This window comes from Pontibacter sp. LHS2 (genome assembly GCF_058932845.1).
Genome location: NZ_JBZYWG010000005.1, coordinates 1 through 26,861 on the forward strand (window position 1 = coordinate 1; position 26,861 = coordinate 26,861).

Sequence of the window (26,861 nt, forward strand, 5' to 3'; positions counted from 1 at the left end):
GCTGTTTCCCCGTCCCGCTGTGCCGGGTGGGGAGTGCAAAGGTCCACAAAAATTCCGGACCCGCAAGGGGGCAATCTCAACTTTCCCCGCTGCATACCCGCGGTTCCCGCTAAGTGCCTGACCGGCAAACCGAATAGTTTTAAACTTTCTTGCCGGTTTTTGTCGTCTCTTAGCAATAGAGGCTATTTTACCTGTATTGCTAAGAGACTGTTTGTTTTCAGAGCTCTTGATCACTCTGATAGGTTGTTTGAATGTTAACAGTATAAGAAGATAATCACGCTATCTGTGGTTCATCCCTATGCTATTGCGCCTCAGTATTTGCTGCGCTAGAGTGTAACAGTATTTTTCCTTTCAGAAGTTCCTCACTATCCTATTTTTTTCTTGAATAGTATTAATTCCTTTAAATTTGGTTATCCGATCAGTTGAAGCTTTTATATATTGGCCCTAATTATCTATTGACTGTTAATGAAAAAAGCCCCTCCGGTTTGGAATGGGCTTTTTTCATTCGTTTTACTTTAAGGCTATCTTATGTTGTCTTTGGTCTCTTATATAGAGGCACTGTACTGCATGGCTCTCCATACATCATACTACTCACTACTGGTAATAGCTTTCGCATTATCTCTACGTAAGCATATGTCGGCACAGGTATACTACCGCAACCTTTGATCACAACTTTGCCATCCCGGTATTCTTCTGGATTAATGCCTGCAATCGCTTCTTGCATCAGTGCTTGCTCTAATGCTTCCAAATCACCGAAGACATAGTAGTTGGCATGTGCCTGTAGTTTTGTAGCCAGCAACATATAGGCCCATGTTGGCACTATGGCATCCACGGAGCAAATGATAGCCACATTCTTTCCAGTATAGGTTGACCAGTCATGCTCTTTGACAAAAGCTCTGAAATCCTTCTCCCGGAGAATCAAGCCCTGGAATAGGTTATCCTTTATATCATACACTACACGTTCTCCTGGATGAAGCAACTCTTCCAGGTTTAGCGTCACGAGTGCGCTTTGTGCAACTTTGTTTATTATATCTGACATTATTATAGCTTATTTAATCGTGTTCTTACTCGGACTTGTTATATAAACATCCTTCAGATAGAAGGGTTCATAATAGGCCACATCCTCAAATACCTGCTGCTCGTACTTTGCCATTGCCAATTGCCCAATCGGTTTGGCTGACGGTTGAATGCTATCTATAAAGAGTGCATTCGGATTAGTCTCCTGAAGCTTTCTAAATTTTGATGCACCATTACCAAAGAAAACGATTGGTTGTTGGGCAAGTTGCTCTTCAAAGCTTTGTTCATCCAGCACCACCGGAGTCACTGGCATCTGTTCTTCGAGCTTTGAGTTGAGCAGACAGGTATACACTTCCATGCGACGGGCATCGATCATTGGGCAAAATAGGTAGTCCTTTGCATTAGGCACTCCATCTATGGCTTGCTTTGCCAGTCCATATAAAGTAGACACTTCCAGCAAAGGGATATCAAGTGAATAGCAGAGACCTTTGGCAGTAGAGCTTCCTATACGCAAACCAGTATAAGATCCTGGCCCTCCGGAAACAGCCACAGCACTTAAGTCTTGTAAGGTATGGCCACAGTTCTCAACTAGCTGCGAAATCATGACCGTGATATGGGAAGAGTGTGACTTTTCGATCTGCAGCTCAGATGCTCCAAGTAAGTCCGCTCCTTTATATAAGGCAACAGAACAAACAGCAGAGGAGGTTTCGAGCGCGAGCAGTAGTGGCATGCTTTATATATATAATGAATGATGTTACAAAAGTAAGTCGAAAGAGCCAGAAACAAAAAAGGGCGACACCAAACTGGCATCACCCTCTTTCATTATACTTCAAATGTCTATTTCACTTTAAGGTATGATGCATACTGCTGTTGGTCACTTAGCACGCGCTTGGCCATCAGAATATCAGGATCGTCATCAAACGAAGATTCGATGTAGCCTTTCTGCAGGTAATAACGCGAAGCGATCTCAGCCTCCAGCATTTCCTGTATCTCTCCACGGAAGCGTGTTAAATCATTTGATTTGTTATGCGACACCTTTTTCTTAATGGCATCGAGCTCCAGCTTAATATCCTCCAAATGCTTGCCGTCTTTAGCCTGCTCTGTCAGTTCTTCGAGTTCACGCTCTACCTTAGTCGTGTAGTTCACATCCTTGTTTTCCAGGAAAGCGATAAACTTCTGATAGTCGGTATCAGTCAACTTGAATTGCTTGGCTGAAGGTATAGTAGGGTTCTCAGCTTTATATTTATTGGCATACTCAAAGAAATAACCTTTAACAGCAATTGTTTTAGCTATCTCAGAATAGGTCTTGCGGGTAACTTCCACATCGGGACTAACACCACCGCCATCGTACACGATACGACCACCAGCTGTCTTATGCGCTACTTTAAGCGAATCCGGAATTTTGCCAGCACTGCCGTCTTCGTTGCGATGCTTGTAGTCGATTGCCTGGATGCTGCGGCCACTCGGGATATAATATTTAGCAGTGGTTACTTTCAGTTGTGAGTTATAAGAGAGCGGACGGGTAGCCTGCACCAGGCCTTTACCGAAAGTACGCTCCCCTACCAGTACAGCACGATCATAATCCTGCATCACGCCTGCTACAATTTCTGAAGCTGAAGCACTGCGTGAACTGGTCAAAATCACCATTGGCATGTTCTTGTCCAGCGGTTCATCCAAGGCCTTGTAGGTCTTGTTCCACTCCTTCACCTTTCCTTTGGTGCTTACGATATCGGTACCCTTGTCAACAAACAGGTTAGAGATGTTTACCGCTTCATGCAGCAAACCACCAGGATTGTCGCGCAAATCGAAAATAATCTTTTTAGCGCCCTGCTCTTTCAGCTTCTGCACCGCATTTCTTACTTCCTTAGAAGCATCGACTGTGAAGCCTGACAGTTGGAAGTAGCCGATCTCATTATCGATCATGCCATAGTAAGGCACATTGTCAACCATGATGTTGGCACGGGTGAGTTCTACAGTTCGTGCTTTGTTCTGACCATAGCTACGCACTTCGAGTTTTACAGTAGAGTTTGCCTGCCCCTTCAGGAGTTTGCTTACTTCTGAAGTGTTCTTACTAGACACATTTACCCCATCTATTTTGACGATCTCGTCGCCGATCACCAGTCCCGCTTTATGAGCAGGGGAGTTTTCGTACGGCATTTGCACTACGATCTTGCCATTGCGGCTACCGATTAGCGCACCGATTCCGCCATACTGACCAGTGGTCATGGTTCGGAAATCTTCAATATCATCTTCGGGAATGTAGTTGGTATAAGGATCAAGCGACTTGAGCATCGCATCTATACCGGTGCGCACCAGTTTGGAAGGCGGCACTTCATCTACATAATAGGTATTTACTTCTTTGAAAAGCGTGGCAAAAACGTCGAGGTTTTTGGCAATTTCGAAATAGCGCTCCGACTCTGTCTTAAAAGAGAAGAGGGTCAGCGCAAGGCAGCCAATGAGGAGGCCGGCTATAGACTTCTTATACATAATATTCCGGGTTTAGGGGCGGGGTAAGACTATCTAGTCAAACAACGTTCCAAACCGGAAATTAGTTTTTTTTGGATTGTATCAAAGGATTTTTTTTCCTTGCCAATGTAAATAATGGCAAGGAGGCGGGGTGCCTGCCCTTGATTTTGGGTAAGAAGGTGCTTGTTAAGGCGGTAAGCCTCACGTATCTGGCGCTTTAGTCGGTTCCGGTCGACGGCACGTTTATAATTGCGCTTCGAAACGGAAATGACTAACTGCGTACTTTCGGAAAGAGGCGCTTCAGGTGTGTGGTATACAAACCTGAGCGGATACAAATTAAAAGAAGAACCCTTGCTAAACAGTAGCGTGATAAGGCGCTTACTGCACAAGCGTTCTTCTTTCGAAAATGTATAGGAATTCGGTTGCTGTGCTTTATCGTTCATTCACGGGGTCCATTCAGTAATAGAGCGGCTCCGGATTGAGCAAAGCGCAACCGAAAATTAAGCCTTGTGTCTTCTTTCGTCAGAAACAGAAAGTTTCTTTCTGCCTTTAGCTCTTCTGCTAGCTAGTACTCTTCTACCGTTAGCGGTTTCCATTCTAGATCTGAAACCGTGCTTGTTTCTTCTTTTTCTCTGCGAAGGCTGGAATGTTCTTTTCATCGTCTGCCAATGGTTATTTTATTATGGCCTGCAAAATTAGGGAAGCTTTTGTTAAATAGCAATCCATCTTCTATAATATTTGAAAAAACATGTTAAAACAGCGCCAAATATTTCACAGTCTGATGCTTACGCATGCGGTAAGCTATACCTGCTGGTAGCAAATATAGCCCTTCAACCGCTTTTGCCCTATCTTTATACCTGCAATTTAAGTACTCTTAGCATGATAAAGTACCAGATCTCCTTTAGCAACCCGCTCACGCACTTCCTTGATATCACGATCACTATCCCTGAAAACAGTAATCAAGAGCTATACCTGCAGTTGCCCGCCTGGCGACCGGGGCGCTACGAACTCCAGCACTTTGCCCAGAAGTTGCGCGGTGTTACGGCTAGTGCAAACGGGCAGGCTATACCTGTGCGCAAGGTGACCAAGGACCGCTGGCTGGTGCAGACAGGCGGTGCTGATACGGTGGAAGTGCGCTACAGCTTCTATGCCCGGCAGATGGACGGCGGCGGCTCTTGGCTGGACGAAGAACAGCTATACCTGAACGGGATCAACTGCCTGATGGCCGTGGAAGGCCATGAACACGAGCCGCAGCAACTGCAACTGGCTATACCTGCCGACTGGCAAATTGCCTGCGGACTTTCTGAAACAGAGCACCACACCTTGCAAGCTGAAAGCTACGACCAGTTAGTGGACAGTCCATTCATTGCCAGCGCCTCACTTAAAAAGGAAACCTTTACTGTAGCAGGTATACCTTTCCACATCTGGATACAGGGAGACTGCCGGCCAGACTGGGAGCGAATTAAAAGTGACTTCGAGGCTTTCACAAAGGAGCAACTGGAGGTATTCGGCGATTTCCCAGTGGCGGACTATCACTACCTGAACGAGATCCTTCCCTACCGTTTCTACCATGGAGTGGAGCACGTTAACTCCACCGTCATCACGCTGGGCCCGGGCGAACTGCTGATGACGCCTGCTCTGTACAAGGAGTTTCTGGGCGTGAGCTCGCATGAGCTATTCCACACGTGGAACGTCAAACAGATTCGTCCCAAAGAAATGCTGCCCTATGATTTTACTGGGGAGAATTACTTCCGGACAGGCTATGTGGCGGAAGGTATAACAACCTACTACGGTGACTACATGCTGGCCCGCTCGGGCGTATTTACGGCGGCGCAGTATTTTGATGAACTCAACACCACCCTGCAGCGCTACTTCGCCGACTACAGCCGCAACAATATGTCCGTTGCCGATTCCTCCTTCGACCTCTGGCTGGATGGTTACAAACCCGGTATACCGGATCGTAAGGTGTCCATTTACATCAAAGGGGCTTTAACGGCTCTGCTTCTGGACCTTCAACTACGGCAGCGCACGAACAACCAAGCCAGTCTTGACACGGTTATGCGGCACCTGTGGGAGGAGTTTGGCAAGAAGGGCATTGGGTACACCGAACAAGATTACGAGCAACTGGTGCTAGGTATAGGCGGTGAAGCGTTTAAGGAGTACTTTGAAAGGTATATCAACGGCACTGCGCCTATAGAGCAAGCCTTAGACAAAGCGCTTGGTTATGTTGGCTGCACGCTAAAGGCAGAAGAGAACGCCATGCTCTCCGAAAGACTCTTCGGATTTAAGGTAATTGCTGATGCGCAAACAACCAAAGTAACAGCCATAGCACCTGACTCGCCAGCTAATGAAATGCTAAGCGTGGAAGACGAGTTGATTGCGGTGAACGGGCGAAAAATCGAGCAAAACCTGCAGCCTTTATTGGCAGACATGGACCTTAGACAAGGTATAGAGCTGACACTTTTCCGGAACAAGCAATTGCGCCATATGCAGTTGAAACCCAGTCAGCAAACCTATTACACCAAGTATAGCATTGCCAAACGACCGGACGCCACCGATACCGAGAAGCAAAACTTCAAGCTTTGGCTGAAACAGGACTTTTAGTTGAACAAAAGCTTGAGGTAGAAAGACGGCTGCTTAAGTCGCTCCCGCAGGTCAAGGTCGGTGAACATGCAGGAAATAGTTTCGGCAAGGGCTTTGTTCCTGGACGCTTTGCTAGCCACTTGATTAAACAGCCAAGGGTAATCTAACAGGCGCTGCATGCGGCGGCTCAGTTTAAGTTCTTTCCAGAGGCGGTTGTACACCGCTTTGTCGTAGCCCTGCATGAAATCAGCGGAGAAGTTTTGCTGCTGCAGACACAACTCAGCCTGTGTGGCGGCCCAGCGACCGCTGATCATGGCATTGCTTATACCTTCGCCCGTAAATGGATCGATAAGTGAGGCTGCGTCGCCTACTAGCATGTAGTTGTCGCCGGAGATCACACGCTTTTTAGAACCGAGTGGCAGGCCGTATCCTTTGATATCACCCATAAGCTCCGCACCAGCAAAGCGCTGCTTGAACTCCGGATGGTTCTCGATCATGCGGAGCATTTCCTTTTTGAGGTTCACCTTCTTTTGGCTCACTGTCTCACTCAGCATGCCTACGCCCACGTTGGCATGACCACCAGGCAATGGGAAGATCCAAAAATAGCCAGGCAGGAAATCTTTGAGAAAGTGTAGCTCAATGAAGTTATCCTTGTCCAGCCCTGCCACATTTTTATAGTAGGCCCGCAACCCGGCGCAGTAGTGCTCCTGCTCCTGCTTTATACCTGCTTCGTGCCGTGCAAAGGAAGAGTGCGCACCGTTTGCGGCAATCAGTAAGCATGTACTATATTGATGTTCGCCAGTTTTGTCAGTAAGTGAAAAACCCTGCTCCGTTCTTTCGATATTGGCAATGTCTATACCTTCCAGCAACGTGATTTCGGGTCGCTGCTTCACCTGCTCGATCAGAAAATTGTCGAAGTCAACCCGCTTGGAAATGTAGCCGGAGGGGATATCCTGGGTCGGATCGTAGTTATACTTGAAAGGTACACTCAATTTGTAGCCCGCCGGAGAGATGAAGTGGATTCCCCATGACGGAAGCTGGGCCTCCTGCTCACTCAGTATGGCAGGCAGATCTGGTGAAATACGCTTGAGTTCGCTCACTACTTTGCCACTCAGCGCATCGCCGCATACCTTGTCCCTTGGGAAAACGGCCTTATCAATCAGCACACAGGGGATGCCTTTGTTGGCCAGGTGCAGGGCTGCGGAAGCGCCACCCGGTCCGGCCCCCAGTATACAAATGTCGTGTTGCTGCATGCTCGCGGTTGAATTGAGACTAAAAATAAACAGCAAACCTGAGCCTAGCGCTATACCTGTTCAAAAAGAAAATAAAAAAGGAAAGCCCTTGGGCCTTCCTCTCCTTTTCCATAGTCTTATTTTGTATTCCTGGCGTGTTTACTTATTGTAAGGGGTGTTGTTAATACCTCCCGCCAGGTTAGGTTTGTTCGCTTTAGTTTATTTTTTGTCGTAAGGCATGTTGTTACCGCCCTTTGCCAGGTTACGATTCGGGTTCTGCACTTTCGTATCGTCTGCATTCAAAGCATTCTGGTTCGGCTGTGAATCAATATTACCCATTGGCTTTTTAGGATCTTTGCCTTCCGGGTTATTTTTCTTCAACTCGTCCAGTGTTTTTTTATTTTCGTTTTTTAAGCTCATTTTCTTCAGTTTTAAGGTAATCTATACTTTAGTTTTACCTCTAACACCTGCACTTTGTTACATTTTAATACAATTTCACCTCAGGCAGCCCCTGCGCATAAAGCGAAAAAGGGAAGCCGTAGCCTCCCTTTTTATTAATATACAAATTTCTTATACTTAGGATAATACTGTATCAAAAGCCACCAGACTCACAAACTGCTGCACGCGGTTGTCAATCTCCTGCTGGCCCAAGCTCTTTAATCTTTCAGTACCAAATTTTTCTACACAGAACGAAGCCATGGCCGAACCGTGGATGATCGCACGCTTCATATTCTCGAAGCTGATGTCACCTGTAGCGGCGATGTAACCGATGAAGCCGCCGGCGAAGGTATCGCCTGCTCCGGTTGGATCAAATACTTCTTCCAGCGGAAGGGCTGGCGCGAAGAACACTTTGTCGTCGTGGAACAACAAGGCACCGTGCTCCCCTTTCTTGATGATCAGGAATTTTGGTCCCATCGCCATGATCTTGCGGGCAGCTTTCACGAGCGAATACTCGCCACTCAGCTGGCGTGCCTCCTCATCGTTGATCGACAGCACGTCCACCATACCGATCGTCTGCTGCAGCTCTTCCATGGCAATATCCATCCAGAAGTTCATGGTATCCATCACGATCAGTTTCGGACGGTTAGTCAGCCGCTCTAATACTGTGCGCTGTACCTGTGGCGCCAGGTTACCGAGCATCAGGTACTCGCAGTTCTGGTAAGCCTCAGGGATGATCGGATCGAAATCGCCGAGCACATTAAGCTCCGTTACAAGCGTTTCGCGGCTGTTCATATCGTTGAAGTAGCGGCCAGACCAGAAGAAGGACTTCTCGTTCTCCTTTACCTGCACGCCTTCGGTGCTGATGTTGCGCTCGTGCATCAGGCTGATGTGGTCCTGATCAAAATCGCCACCCACTACCGATACTACGTTCACAGGCTTCACAAAGTAAGAAGCCGACAATGAAATATAAGTGGCGGCACCACCAACGATCTTATCTGTTTTTCCAAAAGGAGTTTCCAGCGCATCAAACGCCATCGAACCTACTACTACTAAGCTCATATTTTTGAATTGTTGATTGTTAACTGGTTAAATTGTTAAATGGCTCTTGGTTTATACCTGCTGCTAGTCAACAATTTAGCAACTCAACCATTTAGCAATGCAATATAAACAAAAAAGCCCTTGAAGGTTTGCTTCAAGGGCTTCGGGTGGAAGATGGGTCTCGAACCCACGACCCCCAGAATCACAATCTGGTGCTCTAACCAACTGAGCTACAACCACCGTGTCTCGTTTAGAGAATGCAAATATACGCGTCGTTTTCTTATTTACAATACGCAGAACGCATTTTTTTAGATAAAATTCCTATCTCGCTGTGTCTTTTAGACTTACAGTTTGGCCTTCTAAGGTATACCCCCTACTTACTCAACCTGGTGCCGCACCAAGGGCAGTAGTGGATCACGACCATAGTGGCGCTTCCGTTGTGCACAGGTATACCATATAACCCCTCATCCCACTGGTTGATCACTACTTCCGGATCATCATACCTAGTCTCGCCGTCGGCATCCAGACTCTCATATACCTTATCGGCCATCATCAGGCAACAGTAATCCTGGTAGTGGAACCCCTTGCTGTTCAGTTTGTCAGTAATGGCCCAGTTGTAGCACGCTTCGTCTTCGTGTATAGCCTCTTCGTACGCTTCGTACTCCTCTGATTGCAAGGCTTCTTCCGACAAGTCTTTCCCGAAAAAGCGTGTGTGCAGTTCTTTGAATCGCTCTAACTCCATACCTCTGCCTGTTAGCGATCGAACAACAGCCGCTCTCCTTTTTTGCTCTCATCAAATTCACCGTTGACAAAAGCCAGGTGACCAGATACCAAGGTATGGGTGATGGTGCTGCTAAAGGTATGGCCTTCAAAAGGAGACCACTTGCACTTATAGTAAGTATTGTCTTTGGTAACAGTATATGGTTTGTTAGTGTCTACCAACACGAGGTCGGCCCAGTAGCCTTCGCGGATGTAGCCGCGCTCGCGCACATTGAAGAGGATAGCCGGCGCATGAGCCATTTTCTCTACCACTTTCTCAATCGTCAGTTTACCTTGTTTTACAAACTCCAGCATCATCTGCACCGAGTGCTGCACCAGCGGCACACCAGATGGGGCCTGCTTATACTTGCCCTGCTTCTCGTCCCAGGTATGTGGGGCATGATCAGTGGCGATCACGTCGAGTTTGTCATCCAGCAAACCTTGCAGCAAGCCCTCTTTGTGACGGTGCTCTTTTATAGCCGGATTACACTTGATCTGGGTGCCGAACTTGTCATAGTCTTCTTTATCAAACCACAGGTGATGTACGCATATCTCAGCGGTAATGCGCTTCTGCTCCAATGGAATGTCGTTGCGGAACAACTTCAGTTCTTCTTCAGTGGAGATATGCAGGATGTGCAAACGGGTGTTGTGCTTTTCAGCCAGCTTTACGGCCAGATACGATGATTTAAAACAGGCTGCCTCGTTGCGAATCTCCGGGTGGCACTTCACAGGTATATCCTCGCCGTATTTCTCTTCATAGATGGCCATGTTGTCGCGGATGGTCTGCTCATCCTCACAGTGCACTGCAATCGGCAGCTTGGCCTTGGCAAATATCTGCTCGAGCGTCTGCTCGTTGTCCACGAGCATGTTCCCCGTGGAAGAGCCCATGAAAATCTTGATACCGCAAACCGTGTTTGGGTTGGTCAGCAACACCTCGGCAAGGTTGTCGTTGGTGGCGCCCATATAAAAGGAGTAGTTCGCCAGTGATGTCTCGGCAGCGATCTTATACTTGTCTTCCAGCAGCTCCTGCGTTACGGCGTTTGGCACCGTGTTCGGCATCTCCATAAAAGAAGTCGTGCCGCCTGCTACAGCTGCTCTCGCCTCCGTCTCGATATTCGCCTTATGCGTCAGGCCCGGCTCCCGGAAGTGCACCTGGTCATCGATAGCACCCGGGATGAGGTGCAGGCCAGTGGCATCGATCGTCTCGTCGGCCAGGGCTTCTATACCTTGTCCGATCTGCGCAATGCGACCGTCTTTTACCAGCACATCGGCGGTGGTAATGGTTCCTTCGTTTACAAGCTGTGCGTTCTTTATCAGGATAGATTTCATGCTGCTAAGATATGTGCTCAACAAAGTTAACACACATTAGCAAAGTTTCCTGCAGAAAAGCACCCAGATTGCTATCACTTGTGGGTAAAGGCTATACCTGCTGCTATTTGGGCTGCATCAGTTTGCCTATGAACAGAATGGCATTGGAGGATTTCTCACGGATCATGAACACGAAGGGCCGGTCGACACGGTAGGCCGCTGGCATGGAGGTAAATTCTATACCGACAGAAGTAACAGCGGCAGCCTCTGTACCCTCTTCGTTCACTTCCACGAAGGTTTTGTGCTTTACTTCCGAAATAGCCAGGTTGTTGTGCCCTTCTATCATGCGACTAAAGTTGGCTCCGCCTGAAAAGGCAACACCCATTCCTAACTTGATCAGCATGGCATTTAGCTCCTCTTCATATTCCATTTTGAATTTAGGCATATGCAGCTCCCAGGTTGCCTTGCGTCCCTCTGCCAGCCAGGTGTTCAGGCGAGCCGGGTTTAGCAGCGGAATAATATCCTGCACTTTATTGTTGCCGCTCGGCATGATGATCGTCATACTGTATTGCTCATTGCCGTAAGGCAAGTCGATCATATCAACCGTGTTGTCGCGGTAGTGCAGGTATTCACCTTTCTTCATGGTCATGAAATCGTGAGTAATGCTACTGCCATTCTCGAGCTGGAACTGCCCCTGTTTGGTTAGCGCCTTATCAAAAGGGTAGGTCCAGGTGCCCTTGAAGTAGATGGCATTGATCAGAAACAAGACCTGATCCCGCTTAATCTCATCCAGTATTTTATCAATCTTATTGTTGGTACTGTTCTTCACCCAGTTGTTGATCTGCCCAACTGCTGCGGGCGATGCGAAGTCAAGCCCCTGTACGGTGGCGTTGAAATACTTTTTGTTCGTTTGGATGAACGGCGCCTGCAGTCTCACCTGGTTACTGTGCCAAAGTGAGTTTGCCGATGTGAAGATTACTTTCTTGTCTATACCTTGCAGCAAAGCGATCAGGTCTTTGAAGGATTTGTTGATCTCTTCATCAGAGGCTGCCTCAAAACCAAGCGTGCGCCCAATGGCCTGCTTGGTCTCGCCATCGGCTCCATTGTAAGCCATGGTGAGCGCCGTGCTGATACTGAGCGGCGAAATGAAAATATTCTCTGCCTCTTCGCCTTTGCTGAGCTCCGAAAAAGAACGAAAAGCAAAGTCATTGGAGCTGCTCACGGTCTTCTGCTCCTGTGCAGTTAACGGGCGGGTATTGGGCGTATTTGGTCCTTCGTCTACCATTTCTTTTTGGCAACCAGAAAACAAACTCATTGCCACAAGGGCTATACCTGACAATAATATGCTTTTGCTCATAGAGAACGTTGGTTAAGGTCTATACCTGATAGACCCTAATGGAGGTGGAAGAGTTGCATGGGGTGTTTTGATTATCTCTTTTTCCAAGGAAAGCACTGTGGGCCAACTGCTCCGCCGCCATACTCCAGCACCACCTGATCAGTATACAGCTCATAAGTACAACCATCGTTATAGTCTGCCTTCAGGCTATCAGGCATGGGTTGATCTAGCAAGTTATAAAAGTACATGCCCATACCGCTTCGCTGAAAACCGATGTTAAAGGGCCTGCTGTTCGTTACCGATATGCAACCGGTATTATCAAGCTTTGATTTTAATGTTTTCAGAGTTTCCCGCGACCAACCCAGCGAGGCAATCATAGAATCTACTTTGCCAGACTTGATCTTAAGATTCCAATTGCTGTCTTGTACTGATTTGCCAGTTAGCGAATCTTTGGTAACAATGTGAAATATACCCAGCTCTCTATTCCCGTCAAATTCAATGTGCACTACTTTTTGAGCAGGCACAATGCTTAAATAATACGTTTTGAGATCAAGCATCTCGTCAGCATTGGCTTCATAATGCTCGATCAAGTCTTGCTTTGTGTAATCTTTATCGAAAACTCCGAATGCGTATAAAACGGCGATTATATACCCGACGAAAGAAAGGAACCCTATGGCTGCGATGACAAATACCCATTTCAGTATTCTTTTGAACATGGCTTAGCAAACAAGATTGGTTGAGGTGATCAAAGTAAGACAAATTCCCGACAACTTATCTGCCTGTATCCCGCTCCCGTAAATTTACCGTACCTTTGTATATCAACACGATTAGAAATACCATGGCAGAAGAAGCCGAGAAAGAAATAACCACGTTTGAGGATTTTAAGCTGAACCGTCAGTTGCTGAACGCCATTGAGGAAGCCGGCTACGAGAAACCAACGCCAATCCAGCTCAAAGCTATACCTGTTATCATGGGTGGGCACGACGTGATGGGCATTGCCCAGACGGGCACGGGTAAGACTGCGGCCTTCCTGTTGCCGATCCTGATGAAGGTGAAGTATGCGCAGGGCACCAACCCGCGTGCCGTTATCCTGGCCCCTACCCGCGAGCTGGCCATGCAGATCGAAGAGAACATTACGCTGCTGGGCAAATACACCGACCTGCGCCACACCGTTATTTACGGCGGATTGGGACCTAAAACCCAGATCGAGACAATCAACAAAGGCATTGACATACTGGTAGCCACACCCAAGCGCCTGATGGAGCTATACCTGAAAGGTGAGCTTATATTAAAGGAGATCAAAACGCTTGTGCTGGACGAGGCCGACAAGATGATGGACATGGGTTTCATGCCGCAGATTCGTCAGCTGCTGGAGGTATTGCCGCGCAAGCGCCAGAACCTGCTCTTCTCAGCCACCATGCACCCTAAGGTAGTGGAGCTGTCAGAAGAGTTTCTGGAGTTCCCGACTCGTATTGAAGTGACGCCGCAGGCCACGCCAGTAGAAACCGTAAGTCAGGTGCTATACCAGGTGCCGAACCTGCGCACCAAGATCGCCATGCTGGAGCACCTTATTCGCGACAAGGAAAGCTTCAACCGCGTGATCATTTTTACCCGCAGTAAGAAAAACGCCGAGAACGTGGCCAAGTTCCTGGAACGGCGCGAGTACGGTGAAGTGCGGGCCATTCACGGCAACAAAGGCCAGAACACCCGCATTAATTCCATGGAGGCTTTCAAAGGCGGTGAAGTTCGCTTTCTGGTGGCAACCGATGTTGCTTCAAGAGGTATAGACGTGACCATGGTGAGCCATGTGATCAACTTTGACGTGCCGTTTGTGTACGAAGATTATGTGCACCGCATTGGCCGCACAGGTCGTGCTGAGCAAGTGGGCGCCGCCATCACGTTTGCCAACCCAGCAGAGATGTACCACATCCGTAAGATCGAGAAACTGATCCGGATGCAGATACCAGAGGAGCCGATGCCGGCGGAGGTAAAGATTCACGACATTACGTTTGAAGAGCAGCAGGCTATCGCCCGTGACATTGACCACCAGAAGCGCAGCGATAACCCAGACTTTAAGGGTGCCTTCCACGAGAAGAAAGCCATACCTAAAAAGCGACCTGACAGTAAGCGCGACCCAAGAGCCTCTTTCTGGCAAAAGACGAAAAAGAAGAAAAGATAAGATAAGCACCCTGTCCGATGTGGCAGGGTGTTTTTGTCTATAGATACTTCAGCGCTATTTCCTGAAAACGGTACACCAGGCCTGTCAGAACAAAGCCCCACATGGTGCCACTCCAGAGCATGTGCAGGAAAATCTGCCGGCGCGGCACACCGAACACGGCAGCTACCACAGTGCCGAAAACAGGTGTAAGAAATAGTGGAGTGAAGAAGGCAACGCCTATAACGCCAAAGTTACGCCAAATGCGCACCACCCGGCGACTCCGGCGGCTAAAAACCGGTCGGCTGTAGTTTCGTCGATACCGGGAGTACCAACGGGCAGCTTCCCTGCCAACAAATGAAAATACCACCACGCTTGTCATCATACCGGCAACGGTCAGGAGCACGGTTTCGAGGTAAGCCATCCCCAGCGACATCCCTGCCAGAGGTCCACCAATGAACTTGACCATGCTGATCAGGTATACCGACATGTATTTGAGAAGCTCCTCCAATCCCTTACTGCACGCCAACGCGAGTTTAAATATACACAGGCTCTAAGCGCCCAGATTCATTTTCATTTGGTACAGGTCGATTCCCTCCGCCCAGAAATCATGCACGACCTCCTCTAGCTCAAATCCCACCTTTTGATAAAACGGATAAACCAACTGACTTGTCCGTACCTGTAGCCATTGCATGCCGGGCATCTCCTTTAGCTTAGCAATGCGAAACAGCGTCAGCTCCCGCCCTATGCCTTTGCCCTGATAGGCAGGATGGATCAGGTCCCAGGATAGCCTGGCCCAGGTATAGCCATCGAAGTAATTGATGCCGCCGGCACCTACTACTTGCCCTTCCCGCTCTATTACGTAATAGTCTTCCCGACGCTCATACAGGTATAGCACAAAGTCATCTTCCTCTTCAGGAGCAAAATAAGCTGGTGTGTTGAGTCGCAGTATTTGCAGAAGCGCTTCCTGGTCGGTCGGACTATAAGGCCTGATCATAGCTGGTGGTATACCTATACCTTCGGTCCGAAAGCCAGATCGCCGGCATCGCCCAGGCCGGGCACAATGTAAAAGTGCTCGTTCAGACGCTCATCCATGGCACCGAGCCAGATGTGCGCCTCAGGCACCTCCTGTTGCACATACGCTACTCCCTCCGGTGAAGCGATAGCGGCGGCAATGTGTACCTGTACCGGTTTGCCGTGGCGTAGCATCCCTTTGTAAGATTTCACAAGCGAACGGCCCGTGGCCAGCATCGGATCTGCCAGGATCAGGATCTTGTCGTGCAGGTCGGTTGAGGCCAGGTACTCCATGTTGATCTGAAGCTCGGTGTTCTGTTCCTCTACTCTGTAAGCGCCCACGAAGGTACTGTACGCCTTGTCAAAGTAATTGAGCATGCCGTTGTACATCGGCAATCCGGCTCTGAGAATAGTGGCCAGCACTGGCTGTGCAGTGAGCAACTGGGTCTGTGTGGTGGCCAGTGGCGTTACGATGTCGCGGGTTTCGTACGGCAGCGTTTTGGATATTTCGTAAGCCAGCAGTTCGCCTACTCGCTCCAGGTTGCGACGGAAGCGCAGGCTGTCGTGCTGCACCGATACATCGCGTAGTTCGGCTACGAAATGGTTGGCTAGCGATGGGGTTGCTGTGAGTATGTGCAGGTTATCGTTTTGCATGGGCATGGCTATTTTCAATGACCTAAAGATAAGGCCTTTCAGGCGTACGACAATCTCTGGGCATTAAAAACGTTAAACCGGTCAAATGCTATACCTGTAGCAGCCTGAGCTATACCTGCTTTCGGCAATCTGTATCATGCAATTTCATGTGTTTTTGTTAATATTGTAAATTCTAAACAAGTATCTTACAAATCACTTTCCCCTGGTTAGAGCCTCCTTCTTTATGAGAAATATATTTGCCGCCATGGCACTCAGTCTGCTGGCTATACCTGCTGTGCAGGCGCAGGATGTATATGTGCCTTACGATCGCGACACCTATCACCTGATAGACCGCTACCAGATCAAGCTGGGCACAAAGGTGCCGCAGCTGCATACCAATGTGCGCCCGATCGGTCGCAGAGAAGTGGCTGAACTAGCCGAGGCTGCCCTAGGTGAGCCGCGCTCCAATGCCGACATGTTCAACATCCAGTATTTGCTCAATGACAACTGGAACTACACCACACAGGCCAACGATAACATCAGCGCCCGCCCGATCTTCAACACGTTTTACCGCAACAAGACCGATCTGTATCATTACGCATCCGAAGACTTCACTTTGCGTGTAAATCCGGTGCTGCACCTGGAGCTCGGCCACGATAACCAGAGCGACGGCATACGCTATGTCAACACAAGAGGTATTCAGATCGAGGGTAGCATCGACAATCGCTTCGGCTTCTATACCTTTGTCGGAGAGAACCAGGCACGATTCGCTGATTATGTAGAGGACCGCATTCGTCGCGACGGTGTGGTGCCGCATGAAGGACTTTGGAAAACCTTTAAGAAGGACGGTTACGACTTCCTGACAGCCCGTGGCTACATGAATTACTCGCTGTCTAAGCACGTGGAGATACAACTTGGTCATGACCGCCACTTCATTGGCGATGGCTACCGTTCTTTGGTATATTCTGACTACGCTCCTCCGGCTTTCTTCCTCAAGCTGAATACCCGCGTTTGGAAACTGCACTACATGAACCTGTTTCAGGAACTCACTGCCGACTACCGTCGTCGTGGGGGCGGCGACCAGTTACTGCCTAAAAAATACATGGCCTTCCACCGGTTAGGCATCAATATCACTGAAAACCTGAATGTGGGCTTGTTTGAGCAGATCATACTTGGCCGTGAAGGAAATAAATTTGAGCTCCAGTATCTCAACCCGATCATATTTTACCGCAGCGTAGAGCATAATCTGGGCAGCTCAGACAATGCCCTCCTTGGCCTTGATTTCCGTTGGGACCTGTTTAAAACAGCTCAGCTTTATGGCCAATTAGTGATCGATGAATTTGTGCTCGACGAAGTAACAGGTGGCAACGGCTGGTGGGCAAACAAGCAAGCAGGCCAGATTGGCGCGAAGTATATCGATGTGTTCGGCCTGTCCAACTTTGACCTTCAAGGTGAAGTGAACATAATCCGCCCGTACACTTACCAGCACCGCAGTGGCAGTTCCAACTATCAGCACAACCGCCAGCCACTGGCACACCCGATGGGAGCCAACTTATACGAGTTTGTAGGTATAGCCCGCTATCAACCATTGCCACGCCTGAATTTGGTAGCCAAAGCCATCGCCACCCGATTTGGTCAGGATGCAGTATCTGAAACGGGCGAAATCATCAACTGGGGCAACAACGTGAACCTGGACTATAACTTAAGACCTATGAACTATGGGCACGAGATTGCGCAGGGTATCAGAACTAATCAACTGCACCTTGACCTGACGGCTACTTACCAGTTTAAGCATAATCTGTTCGTGGACCTGAAAGGTATCATCCGACGCACTGATGCAGAAGTGGCTGCGTTAAGCAAAAACACGGCATTTACTTCTGTGGCGCTACGCTGGAACATTGGCCAACGACTGCATGAATTCTAAAATGAAAGTATAATTATACCTTAAGCGGGGGATCTTTAGAAATAAGGCTCCCCCGCTTTCGTTTTAGAGCTCGCTATACATACCTGTTCTAATTTACTTATCTTTGCAGCGGCCAGGCATACGGCAGGTATAGCAAAGCCTACAATATTGTAATTCATTAATACTTAAAAACTTCCGACAAGCTACCCGTGCGTTACGGGAAGCGATCGGGGCAGCCTCTTATACCTGTGGCAGGTATGATGGCCTACATCAACATGAAGACTTATCTCCGGATACTGCAGTTTGCAAAGCCTTATAGCCGCTTTGTACCGCTTTACACCATCTATACCGTTCTAGGCATTATTTTCGGCCTGCTCAACTTCACGCTGCTAATTCCGCTGCTCAATGTACTTTTTGGTACTGTGGGTGCCGATGAAGCAACGACCATGGTAACTACCAAGCCAGAGTTTAGCCTCTCATTGGAGTATTTCAAAGATTTCTTCAACTTCCATTTCGGACAGGTTATTCTGGAGCAGGGAAGGCAGGGCGCATTGCTTTTTGTATGTGTGATCGTGGTGATCTCAGTGTTTCTGGCCAATCTGTTTAAGTACCTGGCCTTTCGGGTGGTGGGCACACTTCGGGCGCATGTAGTAAAGAAAATCCGCCATGCTACCTATGAGCGTGTGACACAGTTGCACATGGGTTATTTCAGCAACGAACGTAAAGGTGACCTGATGACCCGCATGACCGTGGACATTCAGGAGGTAGAGAACTCTGTGGTGAATACCATGACTGTAGTGATCCGGGAGCCAATCTCCATTATCGCTTTTTTTGTCGTGCTCTTCACTATGTCAGTAAAGCTAACACTCTTTACTCTGATCCTCCTTCCGCTCTCAGGCATACTCATAGCAGGTATAGCCAAGCGTCTGAAGCGGGCCGCGCAGCAGGGGCAAGAATCACTGAGCTTTATCCTGACCATCATTGACGAGACGCTGAGCGGTATCCGGGTGATCAAGGCCTTTAATGCCGAGCCGTATATCCTTGACAAATTTCAGGGTCAAAACGAGCGTTACGCTCAGCTGCAGCGCTCTATTGCTAACAAACGTGATCTGGCTTCTCCCTTTTCGGAATTTATGGGCGTAACGGTGGTAGCCTTACTTCTATATTTTGGCGGCACTATGGTGCTCAACCAAGAGTCAGAGCTTAGTGCAGCGGAGTTCATCACTTACATCATCCTGTTCTCGCAGGTACTTGTACCGGCCAAGGCTATGTCAGCGGCATTCAGTAATATACAGCGCGGACTCGTATCTGGCGACCGTATTTTGCAGGTGATCGACACGGAACCGCAGGTAAAGAATAAACTGAATGCGAAGGTATTGCCGGAGTTCCGACATGAGATTGAGTTCAGGGATGTGAGCTTTAGCTATGGCGACCATATCGTATTGCAAGACATCAACCTAAGTATCGATAAAGGCAAAACTGTGGCGCTGGTAGGCCCATCAGGTGGGGGTAAGTCCACACTGGCCGACCTGATCCCGCGTTTTTATGATCCGACGACTGGCAGCATCCTCATCGACGGACACGATATTCGCGACTATACAATGGAGTCGGTGCGCGATACGATGGGTGTGGTAACGCAGGAATCCATCCTATTCAATGACACTATTTTCAACAATATCGCCTTTAATAAAACGGACGCCACAGAAGAAGAAGTGATTGCAGCCGCTAAGATTGCCAACGCACACGAGTTTATTGTGAAAACACCGGAAGGCTACCAGACCATGATAGGCGACCGTGGTGGTCGTTTGTCCGGCGGACAGCGCCAGCGATTGAGCATTGCCAGGGCCATTTTGCAGAACCCTCCGATCCTGATCCTGGATGAGGCCACATCGGCACTGGATACTGAGTCGGAAAAACTGGTGCAGGAAGCGCTAACCAACCTGATGAAAAACAGAACCTCAGTGGTGATCGCGCACAGGTTGAGTACGATTCAGCATGCTGATGAGATTGTAGTTTTACAACAAGGTCGCATTGTAGAACGAGGCACGCATGAGGACTTGCTACAGCATGGCGGATTGTACGCTAAACTTACACAAATGCAACTGGTATCATAAGAGCGTTTACCCCTTAAGTGTTACCAACCATTGCTTTAAATTAAATTTTGGTCTTAACGTTTCGGTATATTCATATTTTTTTATAGCTTAGCCCGATACATTTTTGCACCAAAATCCAACCTTGAAGCATGAAAGAACTTAAGACACTCTCTGATGTGGTCGTTTTTTGCTACGCTATGTTTATAGCACTTTTGCTAACAGACTTGCTGGACCATAAAACCATATTTGAGATCGCAACCGAAGAACAGGCGCTCACCCTTTACAAAACACTTGGCGCAGTAGGCGCCGGATTGATGCTAGTAAAGCTGCTAATCGGAAAACTTTACATCACATCGCTTAAATATGACCGGCACATGGCTCAGGTAAAAATCAACGAGCTGAAAGCGGATCTGTATGAGCGCAAACAAGAATACAGAAGCAACAGTTATAGAGAATCTGTCCGTATGGAGATGGCTGTAGCTGGCAACTAATACTATACATGACCCAAATCATACTCCAGGAGCTGCAGGAAGCGCAACAGACGCTCAACAACTTTATAGCTGACCCTAACAACATTGCAGCTATTGAAAATGCGGCCAAGGCTATGGCTGATGCTGTGGCAGCCGGTGGCAAAATACTGTCCTGTGGCAATGGCGGCTCCATGTGCGATGCCATGCACTTTGCCGAAGAACTAACGGGACGCTATCGCAATAACCGCCAGGCTATACCTGCCATCTCTATCTCGGACGTAAGCCACATGAGCTGCGTGGGCAACGACTATGGATACGATTATGTATTCTCCCGTTACATCGAAGCGCTTGGCAATAACGGTGATGTGCTCCTGGCCATCAGTACTAGCGGCAACTCAGCTAATGTGCTTAAAGCCGCCGCAGCCGCCAAGGCCAAAGGCATGACGGTAGTTGGGCTCACTGGCAAAGACGGCGGCAAACTAGCTGCCCTATGCGACGTGGAAGTGCGTGTGCCACACCAAGGCTACGCTGATCGCGTACAGGAAATCCACATCAAAGTCATTCACATCCTGATCCTGCTGATCGAGAAACAAATCTGTGGATAAGGTATAGGGTATCCCCAGTGATACTCTACTCTAAAAATTGCAATTTTACCATCACTAGCCGGAATCAATTACTGACAGGCTGTGTTGCGAATCTGACTTATTCAAAATTGCATTTATAGATCAACATCTAACCCCTATGCTTATCAAGACGTTTGGCAGCGCCGTGCAGGGCGTAAACGCCTATACCGTAACCGTGGAAGTGAGTGTGAGCGCCGGCGCAAAGTACTTCCTGGTGGGACTACCCGACAATGCTATCAAAGAAGGCGAACAGCGTATAGAATCAGCATTGGCTCAGTATGGCTACAAGCTCAAACGCCAGAAAACCATCATTAACATGGCACCTGCCGACATCCGGAAAGAAGGTGCTGCCTACGACCTCACCATTGCGATGGGCATGTTAGCTGCCGGCGGACAGATGACAGCTGACAAGCTTCCACAATACATGATCATGGGCGAGCTTTCACTCGACGGGTCGCTTCGGCCAATCAAAGGAGTGCTCCCTATTGCTATCCAAGCCCGCAAAGAAGGCTTTAAAGGTATCATATTACCTGCCCGCAATGCCAATGAAGCTGCCATTGTGAATAACCTGGATGTGATCGGCGTAGAGAATATCAAAGAAGCCATCGATTTTCTGAACGGAGAACTCGACATCCAGCCTGTCAAAGTAGATACCCGCGACATGTTTCAGAACACGGCCAACCAGTATGCCGCTGACTTCTCGGATGTGCAGGGGCAGGAAAACATCAAACGGGCTTTGGAGATCGCAGCTGCCGGTGGTCACAATGTAATCATGATCGGACCTCCGGGTGCGGGCAAAACCATGCTGGCCAAGCGACTGCCTTCTATCCTCCCTCCGCTCTCGATGCACGAGGCGCTTGAAACAACTAAGATACATTCTGTTGCCGGCAAACTGGGCGAAGTGTCGTCACTGCTCGCTACCCGGCCATACCGTTCGCCACATCATACGATATCTGATGTAGCCTTGGTAGGAGGTGGAGGTATACCGCAGCCCGGTGAGATTTCGCTGGCACATAATGGCGTACTGTTTCTGGATGAGTTACCGGAGTTTAAACGCACTGCACTGGAAGTAATGCGTCAGCCCTTGGAGGAACGTCGTGTTACCATCTCCAGAGCCAAAACCACCCTGGATTTCCCGGCAAACTTTATGCTCATTGCCAGCATGAACCCATGCCCGTGCGGATTTTATAACCACCCCGAGAAAGAGTGTGTATGCGCTCCCGGCCTGGTACAGCGTTACCTCAACAAGGTAAGCGGCCCGCTGCTCGACCGTATAGACCTGCACGTGGAAGTGACGCCGGTTACGTTTGATGAAATGACAGCCACCCGCAAGTCAGAAGACAGCGAAACCATACGCGAACGAGTAGTCAGGGCACGCGAGATACAGCGAGTGCGATTCAGTGATTTTGACGACATACACTCTAACGCCATGATGCCATCGCAAATGGTGAAAGAAATCTGTCAGATATCAGATGCCGGACGCACACTGTTGAAGACTGCCATGGAACGACTCGGTCTTTCAGCCCGTGCTTACGATCGCATCCTGAAAGTGAGTAGAACCATCGCCGATCTCGCTGATAATGACGAGATTAAAATTGAACATTTAGCAGAAGCCATCCAGTACCGCAGCTTGGATAGAGACGGTTGGGCAGGATAATACAACCCAAAACACAACTATCTATATATTAAGCATTTAGAAAGTTCAATACCTCAAAAAGGTGTTGAACTTTTCTTTTTAATACTGTTTTAATCTGCCTTTTCAATTGTACTGCATCTAAGTTAAAACCTAAAACTTTTTTAGACTTTTCTTGGGGGACTGCGTAATATGGGACGTCAGGATCTTGAAAATGAAGAAGACTGATCCTGACAATACATACTTAACCCAATTAACCATTTACTACTATGAAGAAAAGAATTTTAATGCTCGTTTTAGCCATGACCACAGTGGTTGCGGCACATGCTCAAGGCCCACGACTAGGTATTAGAGCTGGTGTAAATTATGCTGGTTTTGGTGGTTCAGATGCTGACAACCTTGACCGAATCTGGGGTGGACATGCAGGTCTTACCGCTAATTTCCCTTTGTCGGTTGACAACTTCTTTTCCATTCAGCCTGAAATCCTTTATTCTATGAAAGGCGCGGAGACTAGTGCTGATGATGTGAAGTGGAAAATCAATTACCTGGACGTACCGGTTCTTGGACGTATAAATGCTGGACCGCTTTACTTTGAGGCCGGTCCACAGGTATCGTTCCGAATTGGTGGTGAGGTAGACGTAAACAATACTACGATTACGGAAGACCTGGATGATTACAAGCGTACGAGCTTAGGATATGCGGCAGGTGTTGGTCTGCAGGCGACTCCACTAGGCCTAAGTATTGGTGTTCGTTATAACGGCGATATTTCTAAGCTTTATGACAACACAAACATAGGCAACTATCGTAATGACGTATTCATGCTGACGTTGGGCTACCTGTTCGGCGGCAGATAACCGACCCCATTAGTACAGAATAAAACTATTATACAGAAGCCCCGGTTCATGCCGGGGCTTTTTAGATACAGCTGCCATACCTGCTTCCCTCCCTCATCCTATCATCATAAAGGTGCCACTCACTAAGTACGTGTAACAAAGCAGGCGACTGTTTGTAATAAGGTATAGCTTACCAGGACCTCATGGATGAAGCGACTAAAAAAGAAGTAAAATAAAGTGCAATTATTAAAAAATTATCAACCTGATAATCAATAAAATAACTACTTATTGGTAAAAATACCCCACATATATACTCAATAAAAATATAGTTCTGCACGTATATTGCTCAGATTACACCAAAATAACCAATACCCAATTATGAAAAAGCTAGTATTAATGTTCGTGTTTGCAGTAGTGACTGCAGTTGGTGCTCAGGCACAAAACGCAAGCTTCGGTATACGAGGCGGTGCGAATATCTCTAACCTGTCAGGCGACCTGCGTGACGAGGATCGTTTTAATAACAAGGTCGGCTTTCATGCCGGTATCATGGCTAACTTCGGCATCGTCGACAACTTCTTCTCGATACAGCCAGAGTTACTTTATTCTGTAAAAGGCTTTAAGAACGAGGACTCAGAGTTTACATTCCTTGGTCAGACCAGAAGACGCGAGGGTAAAGTAAACTATAACTACATCGATCTTCCAGTACTTGCCAGAATCAAAGCAGGCCCTCTTTATTTTGAAGCAGGTCCACAGGCTTCCTACCTGTTAAGTGTAAATAACGAGACCAGAACCTATATTAACGACAATTTGCAATCCACTAACCGTGATGAGAAGAGCAAAGCAGGTCTTTCAGAATTTGAAGTAGGCTACGCAGCCGGTATCGGATTCACATCAGCCAATAACGCCATCAGCTTCGGTGTGCGCTACAACGGTGCCTTCAGTGACTTTGTGAAAGAGGACGTGAATTTCGACGGAGACCTGACCAACGCCCGCCACTCTACTTTTATGGTAACAGTAGGTTTTGCGTTGCCAACCAGCCGCTAATTAACTTATCTAATAATAAAGCCGTCGGGTGCTGCGCATCCGGCGGCTTTTTTGTTTTTACCTATGCCTGCCATACCTATGCTTAACTAAATACCCTCCTCCGTAGTACTATAAACAACAGTTCTATACTTAACTAAATGTGCTAAACCCGAGACTATGAAAAAGATAATATTCCTGATGGGACTGCTGCTTGCTACCTCCTTTGCAGCTGATGCCCAGTATTACCGCTACGGAGTAAAGGCCGGTGGTGGCTTCTCCAAAGCCGTTGGCTCAGATGCTCCTTCCAATCAGATCAACCACCTGGCAGGTATACACGGAGCATTTGTATTCGCCTACGAATTTGCCTCCCGTCTATCGGTTCAACCGGAGCTTCATTATAGCCGCAAAGGTTTTACCTACGACAATTATACCTTAAACACAGCTTCTGAAACCGCCCTCACCGGCGATTTACGACTTGATTATGTTGAACTTCCACTCATGATCAAACTGCAGAAGGCAGCTTTGTTTGTAGAAGCAGGCCCTTACATGGGTTATTTACTCAATGTAGGCAACAAGGTCAACAGCGTCAGTTCAGACCCGACCATAGATCCTCCCATCGTTTTCGGTCGGGAAGATTTCAGTCGGGATGATTTCAATAGCTTTGATGCCGGCTACGCCATTGGTGGCGGTTTGATGCTCGAAAGCGGTTTCTTCCTGAACGTACGCCATACAGCTAGTCTCCGCCCTTTCCCAAAAGCAGACCTTACCCAGCGCAACCTGGTATGGCAACTATCTATCGGCTACATGTTACCTTCACGCCGACCAGGTAATTGGTAAAGGCTTATACCTACCGAAAACAAAACAGCCCCGCTACTTCACTTAAGTAACGGGGCTGTTTTGTTTTGGAGAGGTAGCTTACTTGCTCATCTCTGCATAATATTTATAGAACTGTGGGATCGTCTCTATACCTTTCATGAAGTTGAATACCCCGAAGTGCTCGTTAGGTGAGTGGATGGCATCCGTATCCAGACCAAAGCCCATCAGCACGGAATCCAGCCCAAGTTCAGACTTAAACATGGCTACGATCGGAATAGAGCCACCGCTGCGCACTGGCACCGGTTTCACGCCGAAGGTTTCTTCATAAGCTTTTGCAGCAGCCTGGTAAGCTACCGAATCAGTAGGTGTTACAACTGGCTCACCGCCATGGTGCGGACGAACTACTACTTTCACACTCTTTGGTGCGATGCTTTCAAAGTGCTTCTTAAACTTCTCTGTGATCTCTTCAGATGACTGGTTCGGAACCAGGCGCATCGATATTTTAGCGAAAGCCTGAGAAGCTATAACTGTCTTAGCTCCTTCGCCGGTATAGCCACCCCAGATGCCATTCACATCCAGCGTTGGGCGAATAGAGTTGCGCTCCATAGTGGTATAGCCTTCCTCGCCATGCACATCCGGCAGGTCGAGCGCTTGCTTATACCTGTCTAAGCTGAATGGAGCGCGGGCCATTTCGGCACGTTCCTCCTGGCTTAGCTCCTGCACATTGTCATAAAAGCCAGGTATAGTGATGTGGTTGTTCTCATCGTGCATCGAGGCGATCATCTGGCACAGGATATTAATTGGGTTGGCTACAGCGCCACCGTACAAACCAGAGTGCAAGTCACGGTTCGGACCAGTAACTTCTACCTCCACGTAGCTCATGCCACGCAGGCCGGTTGTGATAGACGGTGTATCGTTGCCCAGCATACCTGTGTCTGAAATCAGGATCACATCAGCGGCCAGTTTCTCTTTATTGTTTTTTACGAAAGTCGCCAGGTTCGCGGACCCCACTTCTTCCTCACCCTCGATCATAAACTTCACGTTACAGGTCAGGGCGTTGTTCTGCATCATCACTTCAAATGCCTTCACGTGCATGTACATCTGACCTTTGTCGTCACAGGCACCGCGGGCGTAGATCTTGCCGTCTTTGATCACAGGCTCAAATGGAGGTGAGTGCCATAGTTCATACGGGTCGGCAGGCTGTACATCATAGTGACCGTATACCAACACCGTCGGCAATGAAGGGTCTACTACTTTCTCGCCATACACGATCGGGTAACCGCTGGTTTCACACAGCTCCACGTTATCAGCTCCTGCTTCGCGCAGCTTTTGAGCTACAAAATCAGCGGTGCGCAGTACATCCTGCTTGAACTTCGGGTCAGCGCTTACCGAAGGGATACGCAGCATATCCAGCAGCTCATTTATAAACCGGTCTTTGTTGTCAGTGATATATTGATTCATAGTGTAGATAAATGTCCTGCCTTA

At 48.2% G+C, this 26,861-nt stretch carries 26 protein-coding genes and 1 tRNA gene; 10 read left to right on the top strand and 17 right to left on the bottom strand.

Going from position 1 to position 26,861, the window contains the following annotated elements:
* Positions 1-526 precede the first annotated feature (526 nt).
* The 5 genes from AC5FX6_RS20165 to rpmH all read right to left on the bottom strand — a co-directional run bounded on the left by AC5FX6_RS20165 (position 527) and on the right by rpmH (position 4,142).
* Positions 527-1,039: a DUF2480 family protein gene (locus AC5FX6_RS20165; RefSeq protein ID WP_493598765.1), complete on the bottom strand. Its 513-nt coding sequence runs from the start codon at positions 1,037-1,039 to the stop codon at positions 527-529.
* 9 nt (positions 1,040-1,048) lie between these two features.
* Complete coding sequence (gene tsaB / locus AC5FX6_RS20170; RefSeq protein WP_493598766.1) at positions 1,049-1,747, bottom strand: tRNA (adenosine(37)-N6)-threonylcarbamoyltransferase complex dimerization subunit type 1 TsaB; 699 nt, start codon at positions 1,745-1,747, stop codon at positions 1,049-1,051.
* Positions 1,748-1,854: 107 nt separating this feature from the next.
* A complete protein-coding gene (locus tag AC5FX6_RS20175) occupies positions 1,855-3,504 on the bottom strand; it encodes a S41 family peptidase (RefSeq protein WP_493598767.1) in 1,650 nt (549 codons plus the stop codon).
* A gap of 29 nt (positions 3,505-3,533) precedes the next feature.
* Positions 3,534-3,926, bottom strand: a complete 393-nt coding sequence (gene rnpA / locus AC5FX6_RS20180; protein ID WP_493598768.1) for a ribonuclease P protein component — start codon at positions 3,924-3,926, stop codon at positions 3,534-3,536.
* A gap of 57 nt (positions 3,927-3,983) precedes the next feature.
* Complete coding sequence (gene rpmH, locus AC5FX6_RS20185; protein ID WP_071594924.1) at positions 3,984-4,142, bottom strand: 50S ribosomal protein L34; 159 nt, start codon at positions 4,140-4,142, stop codon at positions 3,984-3,986.
* A gap of 220 nt (positions 4,143-4,362) precedes the next feature.
* On the opposite strand from rpmH, the gene AC5FX6_RS20190 reads away from it, so the two are divergent.
* Positions 4,363-6,087, top strand: a complete 1,725-nt coding sequence (locus AC5FX6_RS20190; protein WP_493598769.1) for a M61 family metallopeptidase — start codon at positions 4,363-4,365, stop codon at positions 6,085-6,087.
* Here AC5FX6_RS20190 and AC5FX6_RS20195 read toward each other — a convergent pair.
* The 8 genes from AC5FX6_RS20195 to AC5FX6_RS20230 form a co-directional block, all read right to left on the bottom strand.
* Entirely contained in the window at positions 6,084-7,319 is a 1,236-nt protein-coding gene (locus tag AC5FX6_RS20195) for an NAD(P)/FAD-dependent oxidoreductase (RefSeq protein WP_493598770.1), read from the bottom strand. The genes AC5FX6_RS20190 and AC5FX6_RS20195 overlap by 4 nt on opposite strands.
* A 198-nt stretch (positions 7,320-7,517) precedes the next feature.
* Positions 7,518-7,718 carry a hypothetical protein gene (locus AC5FX6_RS20200; protein WP_493598771.1) on the bottom strand — a complete coding sequence of 67 codons (201 nt, stop codon included), beginning with the start codon at positions 7,716-7,718 and terminating at the stop codon, positions 7,518-7,520.
* A gap of 156 nt (positions 7,719-7,874) precedes the next feature.
* Entirely contained in the window at positions 7,875-8,798 is a 924-nt protein-coding gene (locus AC5FX6_RS20205) for a PfkB family carbohydrate kinase (RefSeq protein ID WP_493598772.1), read from the bottom strand.
* 144 nt (positions 8,799-8,942) lie between these two features.
* A tRNA-His gene (locus AC5FX6_RS20210) sits at positions 8,943-9,018 on the bottom strand.
* A 132-nt stretch (positions 9,019-9,150) separates the two neighbouring features.
* On the bottom strand, positions 9,151-9,519 hold the full coding sequence (locus AC5FX6_RS20215) for a DUF6980 family protein (RefSeq protein WP_493598773.1): 369 nt from the start codon (positions 9,517-9,519) through the stop codon (positions 9,151-9,153).
* Positions 9,520-9,530: 11 nt separating this feature from the next.
* Positions 9,531-10,865, bottom strand: coding sequence for a dihydroorotase (locus AC5FX6_RS20220; protein WP_493598774.1), 1,335 nt, complete (start codon positions 10,863-10,865; stop codon positions 9,531-9,533).
* 103 nt (positions 10,866-10,968) lie between these two features.
* Positions 10,969-12,201 carry a serpin family protein gene (locus tag AC5FX6_RS20225; RefSeq protein ID WP_493598775.1) on the bottom strand — a complete coding sequence of 411 codons (1,233 nt, stop codon included), beginning with the start codon at positions 12,199-12,201 and terminating at the stop codon, positions 10,969-10,971.
* Positions 12,202-12,272: 71 nt separating this feature from the next.
* Positions 12,273-12,896: a hypothetical protein gene (locus AC5FX6_RS20230; protein ID WP_493598776.1), complete on the bottom strand. Its 624-nt coding sequence runs from the start codon at positions 12,894-12,896 to the stop codon at positions 12,273-12,275.
* A 122-nt stretch (positions 12,897-13,018) separates the two neighbouring features.
* Here AC5FX6_RS20230 and AC5FX6_RS20235 point away from each other — a divergent pair, with 122 nt between their 5' ends.
* Entirely contained in the window at positions 13,019-14,359 is a 1,341-nt protein-coding gene (locus tag AC5FX6_RS20235) for a DEAD/DEAH box helicase (protein WP_493598777.1), read from the top strand.
* A gap of 37 nt (positions 14,360-14,396) precedes the next feature.
* Here the strand turns inward: AC5FX6_RS20235 and AC5FX6_RS20240 are convergent, their stop codons facing one another.
* Genes AC5FX6_RS20240 through upp form a run of 3 tightly spaced genes read right to left on the bottom strand, consistent with a single transcriptional unit; the run spans position 14,397 to position 16,009 of the window.
* Positions 14,397-14,846, bottom strand: coding sequence for a small multi-drug export protein (locus AC5FX6_RS20240; protein WP_493598778.1), 450 nt, complete (start codon positions 14,844-14,846; stop codon positions 14,397-14,399).
* A gap of 42 nt (positions 14,847-14,888) precedes the next feature.
* Positions 14,889-15,332, bottom strand: a complete 444-nt coding sequence (locus tag AC5FX6_RS20245; RefSeq protein WP_493598779.1) for a GNAT family N-acetyltransferase — start codon at positions 15,330-15,332, stop codon at positions 14,889-14,891.
* Between the two features lie 14 nt (positions 15,333-15,346).
* Positions 15,347-16,009 (bottom strand): uracil phosphoribosyltransferase, encoded by a 663-nt coding sequence (upp, locus tag AC5FX6_RS20250; protein WP_493598780.1) that lies wholly within the window; start codon positions 16,007-16,009, stop codon positions 15,347-15,349.
* Between the two features lie 217 nt (positions 16,010-16,226).
* Between upp and AC5FX6_RS20255 the strand changes: the two genes are divergently transcribed.
* From AC5FX6_RS20255 to AC5FX6_RS20290, 8 genes are all read left to right on the top strand, one after another.
* Positions 16,227-17,906, top strand: a complete 1,680-nt coding sequence (locus AC5FX6_RS20255; RefSeq protein ID WP_493598781.1) for a capsule assembly Wzi family protein — start codon at positions 16,227-16,229, stop codon at positions 17,904-17,906.
* Positions 17,907-18,160: 254 nt separating this feature from the next.
* Positions 18,161-19,999 (top strand): ABC transporter ATP-binding protein, encoded by a 1,839-nt coding sequence (locus AC5FX6_RS20260; RefSeq protein WP_493598912.1) that lies wholly within the window; start codon positions 18,161-18,163, stop codon positions 19,997-19,999.
* Positions 20,000-20,127: 128 nt separating this feature from the next.
* Complete coding sequence (locus AC5FX6_RS20265; protein WP_493598782.1) at positions 20,128-20,469, top strand: hypothetical protein; 342 nt, start codon at positions 20,128-20,130, stop codon at positions 20,467-20,469.
* An 8-nt stretch (positions 20,470-20,477) separates the two neighbouring features.
* Positions 20,478-21,053 carry a D-sedoheptulose 7-phosphate isomerase gene (gene lpcA, locus AC5FX6_RS20270; protein WP_493598783.1) on the top strand — a complete coding sequence of 192 codons (576 nt, stop codon included), beginning with the start codon at positions 20,478-20,480 and terminating at the stop codon, positions 21,051-21,053.
* A gap of 136 nt (positions 21,054-21,189) precedes the next feature.
* Positions 21,190-22,728 (top strand): YifB family Mg chelatase-like AAA ATPase, encoded by a 1,539-nt coding sequence (locus tag AC5FX6_RS20275; RefSeq protein ID WP_493598784.1) that lies wholly within the window; start codon positions 21,190-21,192, stop codon positions 22,726-22,728.
* A gap of 245 nt (positions 22,729-22,973) precedes the next feature.
* Positions 22,974-23,558, top strand: a complete 585-nt coding sequence (locus tag AC5FX6_RS20280) for a porin family protein (protein ID WP_493598785.1) — start codon at positions 22,974-22,976, stop codon at positions 23,556-23,558.
* Positions 23,559-23,915: 357 nt separating this feature from the next.
* Positions 23,916-24,581 carry a porin family protein gene (locus tag AC5FX6_RS20285; RefSeq protein WP_493598786.1) on the top strand — a complete coding sequence of 222 codons (666 nt, stop codon included), beginning with the start codon at positions 23,916-23,918 and terminating at the stop codon, positions 24,579-24,581.
* A gap of 156 nt (positions 24,582-24,737) precedes the next feature.
* The gene (locus AC5FX6_RS20290; protein WP_493598787.1) at positions 24,738-25,397 is read left to right on the top strand and encodes a porin family protein; all 660 of its coding nucleotides are present in this window, start codon (positions 24,738-24,740) and stop codon (positions 25,395-25,397) included.
* 78 nt (positions 25,398-25,475) lie between these two features.
* Here the strand turns inward: AC5FX6_RS20290 and AC5FX6_RS20295 are convergent, their stop codons facing one another.
* Positions 25,476-26,837, bottom strand: coding sequence for a dipeptidase (locus tag AC5FX6_RS20295; protein ID WP_493598788.1), 1,362 nt, complete (start codon positions 26,835-26,837; stop codon positions 25,476-25,478).
* Between the last annotated feature and the right edge of the window lie 24 nt (positions 26,838-26,861).